The organism is Candidatus Palauibacter scopulicola, from assembly GCF_947581915.1.
GTDB lineage: Bacteria > Gemmatimonadota > Gemmatimonadetes > Palauibacterales > Palauibacteraceae > Palauibacter > Palauibacter scopulicola.
The window spans coordinates 53042-69283 of record NZ_CANPWG010000013.1 but is presented as its reverse complement, the minus strand read 5'-3'; the positions used below and the strand labels follow the sequence as shown (position 1 = coordinate 69283).

At 69.6% G+C, this 16242-nt stretch carries 15 protein-coding genes; 1 reads left to right on the top strand and 14 read right to left on the bottom strand.

Going from position 1 to position 16242, the window contains the following annotated elements; translation table 11 throughout:
- Window positions 1-4: 4 nt before the first annotated feature.
- Together RN743_RS02680 and mog are read right to left on the bottom strand one after the other, a co-directional pair.
- The gene (locus RN743_RS02680; protein ID WP_310775988.1) at window positions 5-1330 is read right to left on the bottom strand and encodes an argininosuccinate synthase; all 1326 of its coding nucleotides are present in this window, start codon (window positions 1328-1330) and stop codon (window positions 5-7) included.
- A gap of 128 nt (window positions 1331-1458) precedes the next feature.
- Window positions 1459-2013, bottom strand: coding sequence for a molybdopterin adenylyltransferase (mog, locus tag RN743_RS02675; RefSeq protein WP_310775986.1), 555 nt, complete (start codon window positions 2011-2013; stop codon window positions 1459-1461).
- Window positions 2014-2107: 94 nt separating this feature from the next.
- Here mog and folE2 point away from each other — a divergent pair, with 94 nt between their 5' ends.
- Window positions 2108-2914: a GTP cyclohydrolase FolE2 gene (gene folE2 / locus RN743_RS02670; RefSeq protein WP_310775984.1), complete on the top strand. Its 807-nt coding sequence runs from the start codon at window positions 2108-2110 to the stop codon at window positions 2912-2914.
- Window positions 2915-2950: 36 nt separating this feature from the next.
- Here folE2 and RN743_RS02665 read toward each other — a convergent pair whose 3' ends face one another.
- The 12 genes from RN743_RS02665 to RN743_RS02610 form a co-directional block, all read right to left on the bottom strand.
- The gene (locus RN743_RS02665; RefSeq protein WP_310775982.1) at window positions 2951-4456 is read right to left on the bottom strand and encodes an ABC transporter permease; all 1506 of its coding nucleotides are present in this window, start codon (window positions 4454-4456) and stop codon (window positions 2951-2953) included.
- On the bottom strand, window positions 4456-5139 hold the full coding sequence (locus RN743_RS02660) for an ABC transporter ATP-binding protein (protein WP_310775980.1): 684 nt from the start codon (window positions 5137-5139) through the stop codon (window positions 4456-4458). Before RN743_RS02660 ends, RN743_RS02665 begins: the two co-directional genes overlap by 1 nt.
- Window positions 5140-5169: 30 nt before the next feature.
- The gene (locus RN743_RS02655) at window positions 5170-5673 is read right to left on the bottom strand and encodes a DUF3299 domain-containing protein (RefSeq protein ID WP_310775978.1); all 504 of its coding nucleotides are present in this window, start codon (window positions 5671-5673) and stop codon (window positions 5170-5172) included.
- 34 nt (window positions 5674-5707) lie between these two features.
- Window positions 5708-7342 (bottom strand): amidohydrolase, encoded by a 1635-nt coding sequence (locus RN743_RS02650; protein WP_310775976.1) that lies wholly within the window; start codon window positions 7340-7342, stop codon window positions 5708-5710.
- 150 nt (window positions 7343-7492) lie between these two features.
- The gene (gene carB / locus RN743_RS02645) at window positions 7493-10705 is read right to left on the bottom strand and encodes a carbamoyl-phosphate synthase large subunit (protein ID WP_310775974.1); all 3213 of its coding nucleotides are present in this window, start codon (window positions 10703-10705) and stop codon (window positions 7493-7495) included.
- A gap of 45 nt (window positions 10706-10750) precedes the next feature.
- Window positions 10751-11530, bottom strand: coding sequence for a TonB family protein (locus tag RN743_RS02640; RefSeq protein WP_310775972.1), 780 nt, complete (start codon window positions 11528-11530; stop codon window positions 10751-10753).
- A 20-nt stretch (window positions 11531-11550) separates the two neighbouring features.
- Complete coding sequence (locus RN743_RS02635; protein WP_310755446.1) at window positions 11551-11670, bottom strand: methionine/alanine import family NSS transporter small subunit; 120 nt, start codon at window positions 11668-11670, stop codon at window positions 11551-11553.
- Window positions 11667-12254, bottom strand: a complete 588-nt coding sequence (locus RN743_RS02630) for an HDIG domain-containing metalloprotein (RefSeq protein ID WP_310775970.1) — start codon at window positions 12252-12254, stop codon at window positions 11667-11669. The genes RN743_RS02635 and RN743_RS02630 overlap by 4 nt, the downstream gene beginning before the upstream one ends.
- 6 nt (window positions 12255-12260) lie before the next feature.
- A complete protein-coding gene (locus RN743_RS02625) occupies window positions 12261-12731 on the bottom strand; it encodes a PH domain-containing protein (protein WP_310775968.1) in 471 nt (156 codons plus the stop codon).
- A gap of 26 nt (window positions 12732-12757) precedes the next feature.
- Window positions 12758-13981 carry a DNA polymerase IV gene (gene dinB / locus RN743_RS02620; RefSeq protein ID WP_310775966.1) on the bottom strand — a complete coding sequence of 408 codons (1224 nt, stop codon included), beginning with the start codon at window positions 13979-13981 and terminating at the stop codon, window positions 12758-12760.
- Window positions 13968-14804, bottom strand: coding sequence for a glycerophosphodiester phosphodiesterase (locus tag RN743_RS02615; RefSeq protein WP_310775964.1), 837 nt, complete (start codon window positions 14802-14804; stop codon window positions 13968-13970). The genes dinB and RN743_RS02615 overlap by 14 nt, the downstream gene beginning before the upstream one ends.
- Before the next feature lie 7 nt (window positions 14805-14811).
- On the bottom strand, window positions 14812-16242 hold the full coding sequence (locus RN743_RS02610; protein WP_310775962.1) for a hypothetical protein: 1431 nt from the start codon (window positions 16240-16242) through the stop codon (window positions 14812-14814).

The window sequence follows — 16242 nt, the reverse complement described above, 5'->3', positions numbered from 1 at the left end:
GGGCTCAGCCTGAGCCGGACGCCACCGCCCGCCCGGGCCGCTGCATGGGCTTCGACGAGGTTCGGACGGTCTCGACGGAGGCGTTCGCGGCCCAATCCCGGCCGTCGCCCGCCGCCCGCGCCCGCACCCTCGCGGCGAGACTCGAGGGCAGCCCCCACAGGCGGACGAACCCGCCCGCGTCGGCCTGATCGTAGACCGAGTCCTCCTCGAACGTGGCGAGATCTTCCCGGTACAGCGAGAAGCGGGACGCGCGCGCCACGGGCATGGCGGAACCCTTGAACAGCCGCACGGTCACCTCTCCGGTCGACATGGCGTGCGCCTCGTCGAGGAAGGCGTCGAGGGCGGCCCGCAGCGGCGAGAACCAGAGACCCTGGTAGACGAGTTCGCCGTACCGGTCGGCGATGCCGCGCTTGAAGCCCGCCGTGTCCCGGTCCAGCGTGAGCGCCTCCAGGTCGGCGAGCGCGGCGAGCAGGACGGTCCCCGCCGGCGTCTCGTACACGCCGCGGCTCTTCATGCCCACGAGCCGGTTCTCCACCAGGTCGACCCGCCCCACGCCGTGCGCCCCGGCCGTCTCGTTAAGGCGCTGGACGAGCGCCACCGGGTCGAGCGCTTCGCCGTTGAGCGCCACCGGCACGCCGCGCTCGAACGATATCGTGACGTCCTCGGGCGTGTCCGGCGCCGCGGCCGGGTCCACCGTCAGTTCCCGCAACTCGTCCGGCGTGGCGGCGGTCGGATCCTCGAGGATGCCGCCCTCGAACGAGGTGTGCCACAGGTTCCGGTCGATGCTGTAGAGCTTCCGGGGGCTGCCCGGCACCGGGATGCCGCGCTCCGCGGCATACGCGAAGGCGTCCTCACGCGACGTGATCTCCCACTCCCGCCAGGGGGCGATGACCGTCAGGTCCGGAGCGAGCGCCTGGTAGGCGAGTTCGAAGCGGACCTGGTCGTTGCCCTTTCCGGTGCAGCCGTGCGCGACGGCGTCGCAGTCGAACTCCCGCGCGACCTCGACCTGGGCCGCCGCGATCACGGGGCGGGCGAGCGAAGTCCCGAGCAGGTAGCGGCCCTCGTACACGGCCCCCGCCTTGAGCGCCGGAAACGCACACTCGGTGAGGAACCGCTGGCGGAGGTCGACGACGCGGCACGCGATGGCCCCCGTCGCCAGCGCCTTTTCGCGGATTTCTTCGAAATCTTCCCGCTGTCCGACGTCCACCACGGCCGCGACCACTTCGCAGTCGTAGTTCTCCTTCAGCCAGGTGACCATCACCGATGTGTCGAGGCCGCCGGAGTACGCCAGGGCGACCCGCTTCACGTTCTTCTTCGTGCGTGTATTCATGCGTCGATCCTGAAATGACCGTGGGGGGGACTCGTCCAAGAGATTCATAAAATATACAAAATGACGAATAATTATGCAACAAGGGGGTGCAAAGGCAGTCCCGGCGGACCGCTAGGCGCGTCGTCGGATCAGTGCGGGCGGTATGCCTCCACCCTGTCCGGATCCGTCTCCAGGCGGGGCCCGCCGATGAGGTCGACGCAGTCGGGCACCGCCGCGAAGACCGCGTCGAGACATTCGGCCACGGCCTTGGGCGACCCCGGGAGGGTGATGATCAGCGCCGAACCCCGTACCCCCGCCGTCTGGCGCGAGAGGATCGCGGTCGGCACGTGGGGACGGGACACCGCGCGCATGGCTTCGCCGAACCCGACGAGTTCCTTCTCCAGCACCGCGGCGGTCGCCTCCGGCGTGACGTCGCGCGGGGCGGGCCCGGTGCCGCCGGTGGCGATGACCAGGCAACACCCGGCCTCGTCGACCAGTTCGACGAGCGTCGCCTCGATCAGCTCCGGCTCGTCGGGGATGACGCGCGCGTCCGCCTCCCAGGGCGAGGTGAGGACGTCACTGAGATACGCCTTGACCGCCGGACCGCCCCGGTCCTCGTACTCGCCTCGGGCGGCACGGTCCGAAACCGAGACGATGCCGATACGCGCGACGACGGCGCCCGACCCTTTCGATGAAATGTCCATGGCCCGAATATGGGCCGTCGCACCGGCTTTTCACTAGGTTGGGCGGCTCGCGGAACCCGGTTGGACGCCATGAACCCGATGAGGTTGACGACATATGACGAACATGCTCGAAGCGGCCCCGCTGGCCGACGTGCAGGCCCACCCCGACACGCGCAGGGTGCCGATCAGTCGGGTGGGCGTACAGAACGTCCGCTTCCCCATCTCGGTGCGGGACCGCCGCAAGACGGCCCAGCACACGATCGCCAACATCGACATGTCCGTGGACCTTCCCCACGCCTTCAAGGGGACCCACATGAGCCGCTTCATGGAGATCCTCAATTCGTACGATGATGAGATCTCGGTCGAAGCGCTGCCCGCCATCCTGCGCACGATGCGCGAGCGTCTCAACGCCGAGACCGCACACCTCGGCATCTCCTTCCCCTACTTCATGGAGAAGGAAGCGCCCGTAACGGGCGCGGCGGGCCTGCTGTCGTATGACTGCGCCTTCGACGCATCCAGCGGCGCGGAGGACGACTTCATCCTCACGGTCAAGATCCCCGTGACCACGCTGTGTCCGTGTTCCCGGGAGATCAGCGCGCGCGGGGCGCACAACCAGCGCGGTGTCGTCACCGTCAAGACGCGCTTCACGGGGCGGCTATGGATCGAGGACATCGTGGCGCTGGTGGACGCATCGGCCTCGTGCGAGCTCTATCCGGTGCTGAAGCGGGCCGACGAGAAGTGGGTCACCGAGCAGGCGTACGACAATCCGCGCTTCGTCGAGGACCTGGTCCGGGAGGTGACGCTCCGTCTCCGCGCGCTGCACCAGGTGACCTGGTTCAGCGTCCACGTGGTCAACTTCGAGTCGATCCACGAGCACGACGCCTACGCGCACGTGGAAGAGCCCGCCCGCGCCGCGAGCTGAGCCGGCAGCCCGTGGCGAAGGCGCGTTGAGGGCCTGCTACACCCGCACGGCCAATCCGTCGTGGAGGGCGGTGCGGTAGGCCTTGAACGCGGGCACGAAGCCCATCAGGAATCCGGCCATCACCACGGCGCCGAGGAGAAGCAACTCGACGGGGCCGGGCGGCCGGATCGGGATGAAGAGCCCCACCTGCGCCTCGACAATCGACTGCCCGGCCGCGAGCAGCCCGTACACCAGCGCGAGTCCCGCCAGCGCCCCCGCCGTGGCCAGGCACACGGACTCGAGCACCAGCAGGCCGAGAATCCGGTTCGGCCGGGCTCCGACCGCGCGCAGGACCGCCATCTCCCGCCGCCGCTCGTTGAGCGACGTGTAGAGTGAGACCAGCATCCCCAGCAGCCCCACCAGGACGACGAAGATGGCCACCAGCCGGAGGCCGGTCTCGGCGTAGCCCAGGCCCTGCCACATCTCGTTCAGGGCGACCCCGGGGAGCACGGCCATCATCGGTTCATCCTCGAAGTCGTTGATGTCGCGCTGCAACTGGAGCACGTCCCGGCGGTCGGTCGTGCCCACGAAGAACGAGGTCACCTGCCTGACTTCGACATCCTCGATGGAGATGTCCGCCGCGTGGGCGTGGCCGTCGTCCGCGTGCGCCTGGCCATCGTCCGCGGCGGCCGCCTCGGCCTCGTCGTCGTGCGCGTGGTCGTCTTCGTCATGGTCGTGGGCGTCTTCGTCGTGGGCCGCCTCGGCCTCCTCGTCGTGATCGTGGTCGTCGTCGTGGGCGCGGTCGTCTTCTTCGTCGTGGGCGTGCTCTTCTTCGTCGTGGGCGTGCTCGTCTTCGTCGTGGGCCGCCTCTGCCTCCTCCTCGTGGTCGTGGTCGTGCTCCTCGCCCGGCGCCGGCGGCTCGCCGTCCTCCCAGTGGATCGCCTCCATGCCCTCGAGGGTCACGTAGAGGGCGCGGTCGACGGGCGTGAACGTCTTGTCGAGGATGCCCACGACGGTGAAGGGCATGTGGTCGTGCGTCAGGAAGCCCACTTCGCCGATCCCGTGCGTCACCGAAACCTCGTCGCCGAGCGCGTAGTTCAACTCGGCCGCCACGTCCGCGCCCAGGGTCACGTCGAACAGGTCGGCGTTCGGCCGTCCCTCCGCCAGCGCGATCTCCTGACCCCCCCGGTAGCGGTAGTGGCGATAGAAGTCCTCGTTCGTGCCGACGACCCGGAACCCCCGGTGGCTGTCCCCCAGGCTGTAGGGGATCGTCCACTCGACCGCCGGGTGCTCCGCCCACTCCCTGTAGGCCTCCCACGACACGTTCTCCGTCGGCGCTCCCATGCCGAAGACCGAATACAGCAGCAACTGAATCGTGCCGCCCTTGGTGCCCACGATCAGGTCGGTCTGGCTGATCGTGTTCGAGAAGCTCTCCCGCATGCCCACGCGCACGTTCTCGACGCCGATCAGGAGGGCGAAGCTGAGGGCGATGGAGCCCACCGTGAGCGAGGTGCTGAAGGCGCGATTGCGAAGCGACTTGAGGGCGAGGTCGAACACGAGCATCAGAAGGCCGCCTTGTTGATGTCGGGGAGCGAGATGGTGCGGGAGAACATGCCCTCCAGGGTGCGGTCGTGGCTCACGAACACCAGCGTGGAGCCGGCGCGCTCGCACTCCTGGAAAAGCAACCGGAGGAAGGCCTCCCGGCGGTCGAAGTCCAGGGAGGATGTGGGTTCATCGGCGACGATGATCTCGGGCGATCCGATGAGCGCTCGGCAGGCGGCCACCCGCTGCTGCTGGCCCACGGAGAGTTCCGTCACCGGCTTCTTCAGCAGGTCGCCGATATGAAGATGATCCGCCAGCAGCGCGGCGGTTTCCTTCACGCCGGCGCCGTCCAGCCGGGCCCGACGTTTCGCGTCCATGCGCGCCGGGAGCGCGATGTTGTCGAGCACCGACAGGTAGGGGATGAGGTTGAACATCTGGAAGACGTAGCCGATGTGCTCCGCCCGGAAGGCGTCCCGCTTGGCGCCCGAGAGCGCCGCGAGGTCCTCGCCGAGCACCCGGACCTCGCCCTCCGTCGCTGCCAGGACCCCCGCCAGCACGCCGAGCAGCGTGGTCTTGCCGCTCCCGCTGGGACCGAAGAGGAAGGCGCGCGTCCCCCGCTCGAGGGTCAGCTCGCCGATGTCCAGGATCCAGGGGCCGTTGCCGTAACGGAAGCGCAGGCCGCGGACGTCGATTGCAAGGCTCATCTAGTCAATGCGTGCCGGCCGCATCACGGGTCAAGGACCGTACGGATAGACCTGCTGGCCGGAGAGGGTAAAGCCGACGTAACCGTATACGCTCTCCGTCAGTTCGATCTCGAGCACGCCCTCGACCCACACCGGGTTCCACCCGTCCAACGTCGCCCGCTTGCCCTCTTCCATCTCGATGTAGACGAGCTGGTTGGGCGGCGGCGGCGGCGTGTGGATGCAGGCGCCGACGTAGGGCACGAGGAGGAACTCCGTCGCCGAAGACGCCCAGTCTTCGAGCGGCACCGTGAAGCCGGGGATCTTGACGAGCTTGCCCGCGAGCGCCGCCAGCTCCTCGCTCGGCTCGCCGGTGCGGTAGTTGAGACTGGCCAGGAGGCGCCAGCCTACCTCGGTGGGCTCGTCCTCGGCCGCTGCGCCCATCGGTGCGTCGACCGGCTCCGTGACGGCCACCGGAGGGCCGCCCGCGCCAACCAGGGTCACCACGAGCAGCATGGCGGCGGCTGTGGCGAGGAGTCTGCGGCTCGCGTCGATCATCGGAAAACTCCGGCTGTGAAAGTCCTCGGTCAGCTCAGTTCGGTTCGCGGGAAACCTGCCGGTCTTCCGCGGAAGCCGGCCGCGTCAGCGTGGGGTACTTGATCCCCAGTTGATCAAGATAAGTGTCGAAGCGCGTCTCGTCATAGTAGTACGGCTCCAGGAGCGGACGGAACGTGTCCATGATCTCCCGGTTGAGGTCGATCGGGGGCGGGTCGTCCGGGCCGATGAAGGGCACGTACTCCACGCTCGAGGTCTGTTCTTCCCGGAAGTAGGTCCAGGCCTCGTCGACGAGTTCCGGCTGGGCGAAGAGCTGGAGCGCGGTCCGGGCCATGACGCGCGCGCCGGCGACCGCGCCCTTGTGCGCGATCGGGGTGGCCATCGCCATGGCGCTCGACCAGTGGTGGCCCGGCAGCCCCGGCACGTTCGACGGGAAACGCAATGTCACCGTGGGCACGTTCCACGAGATGTCGCCGATGTCGTCGGATCCGCCGCTCCGGCGCGGCCCCGGCTCGCCCAGGGGCGAGAGGGCGATCGGCATCCCCGACGGGACGCTTCCCACCGATTTCTGCACGGCGCTCGCGAAGTCGTGGTCGTCCTCGGTCCACTCCGGAAGCCCGACCTCCTCGATGTGTTCGTACATCGTTTCGGCCACCACCCTGTTGAAGTGGCGGGGCCAGGCGGCGCCGATGATCCGGTACGACATCTCGGTGTCGGTCATCAACGCCGCGCCTTCCGCGATGCGGATGGCGGTGTCGAAGTTGCGCTTGATGTCCTCGTAGTCCATCTCGCGGATGAAGTACCAGACCGAAGCGCTCGGCGGCACGACGTTCGGCTGGTCACCGCCGTCGCTGATCACGTAGTGAGAGCGCTGGTCGGGTCGGAGGTGCTCGCGCCGGAAGTTCCAGGCCACGTTCATCAACTCGACCGCGTCGAGCGCGCTGCGGCCCCGCCAGGGAGCGCCCGCGCCGTGGGCGGCCTCGCCCTCGAAGGTGAACTCCACGGAGACGAGCCCGGTGCCGCTCCCCTGGCCCCAGTTCACCGCCAGGTTGCTGCCCACGTGCGTGAAGAGGGTGACGTCGATGTCCTCGAGATAGCCGTCCCGCACGTACCAGGCCTTGGAGCCCAACTGCTCCTCGGCGACCCCGGGCCAGAGCACGAGCGTGCCCTCGATGCCCTCGGCCTCCATGACGTCCTTCAGCGCGAGCGCGGCCACCACGTTCACGGCCTGTCCGGAGTTGTGGCCTTCGCCGTGGCCGGGCGCGCCCGGAATCAGGGGATCGTGATAGGCGACGCCGGGCTTCTGGTTGGCCTTCGGGATGCCGTCGATGTCGGACCCGAAGGAGATGACCGGCGACCCGCTGCCCCAGCGTGCGAACCAGGCGGTCGGGATGCCCACGGGCGCGTACTCGACCGTGAAGCCGTTCTCCTCGAGGATCCCGGTGATGTAGGCCGAGGTCTCGATCTCCTGCTGCCCCAGTTCGGAGAAGGAGAAGATCTTGTCGACCATGACCTGGGCGAGCTTGGCGCGCTCGAGCACGCCCGCTTCCGCCCGGGCCACGAGGGACGCCAGTTCTTCGTCGGAGAGGCCCTGCGCGGCCGCCGGCGCCGAGGGCGCGGCGAGGAGGGCGACCAGCGCCAATGCCAGTGTTCGGTAGCTCGTTTTACCCATTGAGGCACCCGGGGAAAAGGGACCGAGAGGCAAAATCACCCCGTAGCATACGCGCGGACGGCCCGCGTCGGAAAGTGGGCCGCCGCCCGCCGGAAGCGGCGTTACCGTGCGCGGCGAGACGTTCCCGCGGGAACGTCAGACGGAGCGGGGTTAGCGTGCCTGGAGGCTGTGGACCGTGTGCCGGCGGTGGCGAAGGGCGATGATCGCGTCGGCGGCCGCGGATGCCGCGGAGAGCGTCGTCGTGTAGGGCACGCGGCGGGAGACGGCGGCGCGGCGGATCATGTAGTCGTCGTATTGGGCGTGCTTGCCGAGCGGGGTGTTCAGGAGCAGTTGGACGTCGCCCGAGACGATGCGGTCGAGGAGGTTCGGGCGTCCCTCGTGCACCTTCAGAATGCGTTCGCAGGGCACGCCGCGGCCGCGCAGGTACCGGGCCGTCCCCTCCGTGGCGAAGACCGTGAAGCCCAGTTCGTGGAAGCGGCGCGCGATCGGGACCATGTTCGGCTTGTCCTGGTCGTGCACGGTGATCGCGACGGCCCCCTCCGTCGGCAGCCCCTGGCAGACGGAGATCTGGGACTTCGCGAACGCGAGCCCGAAGCTGTCCGCATATCCCATGACCTCGCCCGTGGACCGCATCTCGGGCCCGAGCACGGTGTCCGCATCCGGGATCTTGTCGAAGGGGAGCACCGCTTCCTTCACGGAGACCTGGTGCGGGACGAGTTCGTCCCCGAGTCCGAGGTCGGCGAGCTTCACGCCCGCCAGCACGCGCGCGGCCACCCGCGCGAGGGGCACCCCCGTCGCCTTGCTGACGAACGGCACCGTGCGGCTCGCGCGCGGGTTCACCTCGAGCACGTAGACGGTCTTTTCGTGCACGGCGAACTGCACGTTGATGAGGCCCCGGACGTCGAGCGCGAGGGCGAAGTCCCGCGTGAAGCGGCGCATGGCCTCCATGTCGACGTCGCGCAGGAGGTAGGGCGGCAGGACGCAGGCGGAGTCGCCGGAGTGGACGCCGGCATCCTCGATGTGCTGCATGATGCCGCCGATGAGGACGGTCTCCCCGTCGCACACCGCGTCGACATCCGCCTCGAAGGCGTCCTCGAGGAAGCGGTCCAGGAGCACGGGATGTTCCGGAGAGGCCTGCACGGCGCGCGCGAAGTACTCCCGCAGCGAGACCGGATCGTAGACGATTTCCATGGCGCGGCCGCCGAGCACGTAGCTGGGCCGAACGAGGACGGGATACCCGATGTCCTCCGCGATCTCCAGCGCCTCGTCGATGCCGGTCGCGGTCCCGCCCGGCGGCATCGGCACCCCGAGTTCGCGGCAGAGTTCGTCGAAGCGGCGGCGGTCCTCGGTGCGGTCGATCGACTCGACGCTCGTCCCGAGGATGGGGACGCCGAGTTGCTCGAGCTTGCGCGCGATCGTCAGCGGCGTCTGTCCCCCGAACTGGACGATGACGCCCTCCGGCTTCTCCTGCTCGACGACCGCGAGCACGTCCTCCACCGTGAGCGGCTCGAAGTAGAGCTTGTTCGAGATGTCGAAGTCGGTGGAGACCGTCTCGGGATTCGAGTTGATCATGATCGTCTCGAACCCTTCGTCGCGCAGCGCGAGCGAGGCGGAGACGCAGCAGTAGTCGAACTCGATGCCCTGTCCGATGCGGTTCGGGCCGCTGCCGAGGATGATGATCTTCCGCCGGTCCGAGCGCTCGGATTCGTTCTCGTCCTCGTAGGTCGAGTAGAGGTAGGGCGTAGCGGCGGGGAACTCGCCCGCGCAGGTGTCGACCGTCTTGTAGACGGGCCGGAGCCCCTGGGCGTGGCGGACGTCGCGCACCTCGGCCTCCGGGATTCCGCGCAACTGTCCCATCTCCGCGTCGCCGAAGCCGATCCGCTTCAACCGTGCGACGTCCTCCGGCGTGACCTCGGCGGCGGCCGCGAAGGCCTGGCCCTCGCGCACGAGTTCCTCGAGCTGGGAGAGGAACCAGGGGTCGATGCCGGTGATTCGGTTGATCTCGTCCACGGAGAGGCCCGCCTGGAAGGCGCGGTAGAGCTGGAAGGGGCGCTCCGGCGTCGCGGTGCGGATCGCGGCCCGCACCGTGTCGACGGCGTCGTCCTCGAGGCGATCCGCGTCCGGGTCCGGGGAGGGGAGCCACCCCGACCGACCGTTCTCGAGCGCGCGGAAGCCTTTCAGCCACGCCTGCTGGAACGTGCGGCCGATCGCCATCACCTCGCCCACGGCCTTCATCTGCACGCCCAGCGTGGCGTCCGCCTTGGGGAACTTCTCGAACGCGAAGCGCGGGATCTTGACGACCATGTAGTCGAGCACGGGCTCGAAGCAGGAGGGCGTCACCTGAGTGATCGCGTTCGGGATCTCGTCGAGGCGGTAGCCGACCGCGAGCTTGGCGCCGATGCGTGCGATCGGGAACCCGGTCGCCTTCGAGGCGAGGGCCGAACTCCGGGACACGCGCGGGTTCATCTCGATGACGAGCATCTGGCCCGTCGTGGGGTGCACGGCGAACTGGATGTTGCAGCCGCCCGCGTCCACGCCGATCTCTCGGATGCAGGCGATGGCCGCATCCCGCATGGCCTGGTACTCGCGGTCCGAGAGGGTGAGCGCCGGCGCGACGGTGATCGAATCGCCCGTGTGCACGCCCATGGCGTCGAAGTTCTCGATCGAGCAGACGATGACGACGTTGTCCGCCTGGTCCCGCATCACCTCGAGTTCGAACTCTTTCCAGCCGATGATGCTGCGGTCGATGAGCACCTCTCCGATCGGTGACGAGCGGATGCCGGAGCGGACGAGGTCCTCGAACTCCTCGCGGTTGTAGGCGGTGCTGCCGCCGGTGCCGCCGAGGGTGAAGGACGGCCGGATGATGGCGGGGAATCCCGTGTCCGCGACCAGCGTGAGCGCCTCGTCGAGCGAGCGGGCGAAGCCCCCCGCCGGCAGTTCGAGCCCGATACGCTGCATCGCCTCGGCGAACTGCTCCCGGTCCTCGGCGAGCTGGATCGCCCGGACGTCGGCGCCGATCAGCTCCACGCCGTGCTCGTCGAGCACCCCGCGTTCGGCGAGTTCGAGCGCGACGTTGAGCGCCGTCTGGCCGCCCATCGTCGGAATGAGGGCGTCGGGCTTCTCCGCCTCGATGACCCGCGCGACCCAGTCGGCCGTCAGCGGCTCGATGTAGGTCGCGTCGGCGATGTCCGGGTCCGTCATGATCGTGGCGGGATTCGAGTTCACGAGGATGACTCGATATCCCTCCTCGCGGAGCGCCCGGCAGGCCTGGGTCCCGGAGTAGTCGAACTCGCAGGCCTGGCCGATCACGATCGGGCCGGAACCTATGAGAAGAATCGAGGAGATGTCGTCGCGGCGTGGCATCGGGCGCGCAAGCTATTCGGTTGGACGACGGATCGCAGCCCCCGGCTACCGCATGAGAAGCGAGATCTCGCGCAGGACCCAGACGGGGGCGGGGCGACCGTCGCGGAGGGCGGGGGCGAAGAGCAGCGCGCGGGCCGCGCGCACGGCCGCCGCGTCGAAGGCCTGGTCGCCGGATGAGACCTGGATCGCGGTCGCCTCGACTCGCCCATCGGTCCGCACGAGAAGCCAGATGGAAGCCGCGATGTCGGCGTCGAGTCCCTCGGCGCGGATCACGGGAAGCAGGGTCGTCGCGAGCGCGGCTTCGGCATCGGTGTCCCACACGAGGCGCGGCGCCTCGTCGACGGCGACGTACGCGGGGCCCGATTCGCGGAGTTCCGCCAGTTCGGCTTCGACCGCGGCCCGGGCCGTCTCGATGGCGGCCAGCGAGTCGCGGCGGGCGGCGGCGGTCAGCGAGTCGCGCCGGGCCGCCTCCAGCGAGTCCCGGACCGCGGCGGCTCGCTCGGCCTGGAGGATCGAGTCGCGGCGCGCGGCCGCGGCCCGCTCGGCTCGTGCGATCGAATCCCGGCGCGCCGCCTCCCGCTCGGCCCGTGCGATCGAATCCCGCCGGGCGGCCTCGAGCTCGGCCCTCACGATCGAATCCTGTCGCGCGGTCTCACGCTCGGCCTGTGCGATCGAATCCCGTTGGGCGGGATCCAGGGCCGCCGAATCGGCGCCGACCGGCTCGGGCGGGCGCATCGCGCGGGGGATGGGGAGGAAGCACGACCCGGCCGCCAGCGCGGCCAGCGTCAGCAGGAGGGTCCGTCCCCCGCGGCGCCTTCCCCTCATTTGCGGGCTCACTCGGGCGGCTAGCTCTCTCCGCCCCGCTTGGCGCCTTCCTTGCGCCAGGCGATCGACGCGAGGACGGCGAGTCCTCCCCAGACGAATCCGAGGATGAGGATCATCATGATGATCGTTGTCGTGGTCATGCTCCCCCCGGACCGTTCAGACCGAGATCTTCCGCCGCAAGCTGCATGGCGGCGATGACGAAGGCGATGTGCTCGCCCATGTCTTCGCCCAGTTCCGCGCAATTCTCCAGCATCTCGTCGCGGCTGATCGCGGCGGCGAACGCCTTGTCCTTCATCTTCTTTCTCACCGACCGCGTCTTCATGCCGGCGAGCCGCGTGGGCCGCACGAGCGCGCAGGCGGTGATGAAGCCGGTGAGTTCGTCCACGGCCCGGAGCGTCTTCGACATCCGTGTCGTTGCCTCGACCTCCGTGTAGTCCGCGTGGGCCATGATCGTCTCGAGGATGTCCTCATCCACCCCCTTCTCTCGGAGGATGGCGACCCCGGTCGAGGGGTGCTCCGCATCGGGCGCGTGGTCGTGGTTGGGCCAGCGCTCGTAGTCGAAATCGTGCAGCAGCCCCGCCACGCCCCACCGGTCCTCGTCCTCGCCGTACTTCCGCGCGTAGGCGCGCATGGCGGCCTCGACCGCCAGCATGTGGCGCCGGAGTCCGGGACTCTCGGTGTATTCGTGGACGATCGCGAGCGCCTCAGCCCGTGTCGGGAGCATCCGTGGTCACTCTCCTTCGGTGGTGTTGCCGGCCGTCTCGTGGAGCGCGTCCAGAAAGCGCCGGGGGTCGTCCTGGCTGACGAGGAGCGAGTATCCGTCGAGCGTGGGAATGTACACCACCCTCCGGCGGTCCGTGAGGTAGAGGAGCGCCTTCTCCCCGCCGCGGAGCCGGAACCATCCCGCCGAGTAGCCTCCGAGCGCCGTCCCCATGGTGCGCCGGCGGGGGACGAGATCGGGCTCGCCGCGCAGGTCCACGATCCGGGCGTCGTCCAGTTCGAGCCGGTCGAGGGGGATCGTCCGCCCCCAGAGGTCTCCCACCAGCTTCAGGCCGGCCGGCGACACCTCGGCCCGGCTGTTCCGCGTGGACCAGGCCGCCCAGCCCAGCATGAGCGTCACGCCGCTGAGGACGACGATGATGATGATGAAGAACCAGAGGATGCCGCGCCCGGAGGCCGGTGGAATCGGAAATGCCTGCATGGTCGTGTGCCTCGCTGTGCGTCGCGCTACGTGCCTCGCACGTTGGAATCGAGAAGGGCGGCCCGCTTCAGCGCATCGCGGCCGAAGCGGTCCGCCACGACATCCATCGTCTTCGCCAGTTCGCGCCGGCTCTCCCCGCCGGCGGTGGCCGGGTCGTCGTCGCCGAGGAGCCCGAGTTGCTCGTCTTGCGGATGATCGAAGCCGGAGAGGCTGACCCCGATGAGGCGGACGAGGCGGCGGGGATCGTCGGCCTCCCGGAACAGCTCCCGCGCGACGGGCCAGATGGCTTCGGTCATGTCCGCCGGCCGCTCGAGCGTCCGCTGGCGCGTATGCGTCTCGAAGCCGTCCCAGCGCAGCTTCAACTGCACCGTGCGCCCCGCGATCCCCTTCCGGCGCAGCGACCGCCCGACCCCCTCGCAGAGGGCGAGCAGGGTGCGCTCGACGCGGGCGCGGTCCTCGACGTCCCGCGGGAAGGTCACCTCCTTGCCGAGCGACTTTCGCCCCGGCCTGGGGTCGACCCGCCGCACGTCGAGGCCGTTCGCGAGTTCGTGCAGCCGCCGCCCCAGCTTGCGGCCCAGGGAGGCCTCGAGGAACTCGGGCTTGTTGCGCGCCACGTCCCCGATCGTCCTGAAGCCGAGCCGGGCGAGCCGGGCCTGCACCTTCGGCCCCGCCCCCCACAGCCGGGAGACGGAGAGCGGCGCCAGGAACTCGCGTTCGGTCCCCGGCGGCACGACGACGAGCGCGTCCGGCTTCCTGAGGTCGCTCGCCACCTTCGCCACGTACTTGTTGGAGGCGACGCCGACGGAGGCCGTGAGCCGCTCCTCCTCGGCGATCCGCCGCCGGATGCGGGCCGCGATCTCCGGTCCCGTGCCGAACAGCCGCCGGCTCGCCGTCACGTCGAGGAAGGCCTCGTCCAGCGAGAGCGTCTCCACCTGGTCGGTGAAGGAGCGGAAGATGTCGAAGATGCGCCCCGAGATCTCCGCATAGAAGGCGATGCGGGGGCGCACGTAGGCGCCGTCGGGGCAGCGGCGCCACGCCTGCGAGATCGGCATCGCGGAGTGGATCCCGTAGCGCCGGGCCTCGTAGTTGGCCGTCGAGACGACGCCACGGCCGCGGCCCTTGCGCGGGGCGGATCCGATGATGACGGGCTTGCCGCGCAGCGACGGGTCCTCGCGCACCTCGACGGCGGCATAGAAGGCGTCCATGTCCACGTGGAGGATCGTCCGGGGCCGCGGCTCAGGCTGCGGCATGTCGTCCCGCGCCTCCCTGCACGTCCCGCTCGTCCAGGATCCGCCGGGCCCGCCCCGGCGCGTCGCTCACGAGGCCGTCAACGCCCCAGTCGAGGAGGCGCCGCATGTCATCGGGATGGTTCACGGTCCACACGAAGACGCCCATGCCGTCGGCGTGGGCGCGCCGGACGAAGCGTGGCGTGACGATGCGCAGCGCACCCTGCCGTTCGGGCAGCATGGCGGCGGCGCAACCCGCGGGGGCGAAGCGGCGGCCGAGGCCGACCTTGCCGAGCAGGACGTACGCGCGGAGTTCGTCCTGGTAGGCGCAGTGCCAGCGCGCGTGCCGGCTCGCAAGCTCCACCTCCGCGCGCTCGAAGCCGCCGACCAGGATCCGCTCCCGGTCCGCGCGATTCCCGCTCCGCTGCAGCCACGCGCCCAGTTCGTGCCCCGCCGCCGCCGACTTGATCTCCGCGATCACGGGCAGGTCTCCCACCGCCTCCAGCACCTCCTCGAGCGTGGGCACGCCAGCCCCCATTCCCCGGAAGGGAAACGTCTTCCCGTGGTCCGTCGTGAAGCGGTATCCGGCGTCGAAGGCGCGCAGTTCGTCTCGCGTCAGCGCCTCGACGTCCCCCGACCCGTCGGTGGTGCGGGGGAGAGTCGGATCGTGGATGACCATGAGGCGGCCGTCCGCGCTCCGGTGCAGGTCGAGCTCCACCGCGTCGGCCCCCACGCGCACCGCGTGCTCGAAGGACGGGAGCGTGTTCTCCGGCGCGAACGCCGCGGCCCCCCGGTGGCCGATGACCCGCAGCGGGGAGCCGGGACCGAACAGATCGTCGGGCAGCACCGGCGGCTCAGGAGTCCATGCGCCGTGCCTGGGCCCGCCCGAGCGCGATGGAGAGGACGATCCACATCCCGGCCAGCGGCGCCGTGGACATCGCGACCCACGCCAGCGTCAGCCCGAGCATCGCGAACAGGCTGTCGATGCCGGCGCCCGCGAGGTCTCCGCCCCGGTACAGGAAGACGTCGACGATCGGCTTCCCCTTGTACTTCTCCGCGGGCGGCACGACCGAGAACAGCGTCTCGCGCGACGGCCGCGAAATCGCGTAGCGCGTCGCGCGGTGGACGGCCTGGAAGATCATCATCACCCCGTAGATCGGCCACACGGCCAGCACGACGAACCCGAGCACGGTGACGAGCGGCAGGATGGCGAGCGTCCAGCCGACCCCGAGCTTCCGGATCAAGTGGGTCGTGATGAAGATCTGCGTCAGCAGGGTGCCGAACTGCGCCAGCGAGTCGAAGTCGGCGAAGCTCCCGACGCGCTGGCTGAACGTGTCCGTGGCCCCGAGGATGACGTTCGCCTGCGTGAAGTAGATCAGCGTGTTCGAGATCGCCATGAACACGACCCAGAGGCCGACGCCGAGCAGGTAGGGCGAGGTGAACACGGCCCGCAGACCCTCCAGCGCCCCGCCCCCGATCCGCGTGCCCCCATCGCCTCGTCGCCGGGGTCCGGTTTCCGACGCCCGGCCGTCCGACGCCCCGCCGTCCGACGCTACCGGTCCGCCGGCCGGGTCCGCTCCGAGCCGGGAGAGGTCCGACGCCCCGGCCCTGCGGTCGAGGATCAGCATGACGGCGATCGCGAGCGCGAAGCAGCCGGCCCCGACCAGCATGAGGCCGGCGGGCAGGTACGGACTCTCGGTCAGCCCGCTGACGAAGCTCGCGCCGCGCCCCCCGGCCAGCGCCCCCAGCGTGCCCCCGATCCCGATGAAGGGGAACATCCTCTTCCCCTGGTCGACATCGAACACGTCGACCATGAAGGCCCAGAATACGCTGGTCGAGAACAGGTTGATGACGCTCAGCCACACGTAGAAGGTGTAGCCGACGCCGCGCGCGAGGCCGGTCTCCGCGTCGGTGCCGATGAGGCCGCCGCCCGCCCGCACGTCCTGGATCAGCAGCGTCGCGAAGCCGATCAGACAGGCGATGACGAACAGGTACGCGATCGGGATGAAGCGCCGCCGGTTCGTCCGCGCCACGACGCCCCCGAAGACGAGAACCACGAACAGGGAGCCCACCGAAGTGACGGCGAAGAGCCAGCGCAGGTCGTCCATCCCGCGGGCGACCCCCATCGCCTCCCGCACGGGACGGAGGAAGAAGTAGCCGCAGAGGACGAGGAAGAAGAAAAGCGCGGACAGTACGGCGAGCCTGAACTCGCCCCGTCGCATGTTGAGGATCCGCCGGGCGGCGCCGGCGACAGATTGCAGGAAGCTGGCCACGTTCGCTCTCAC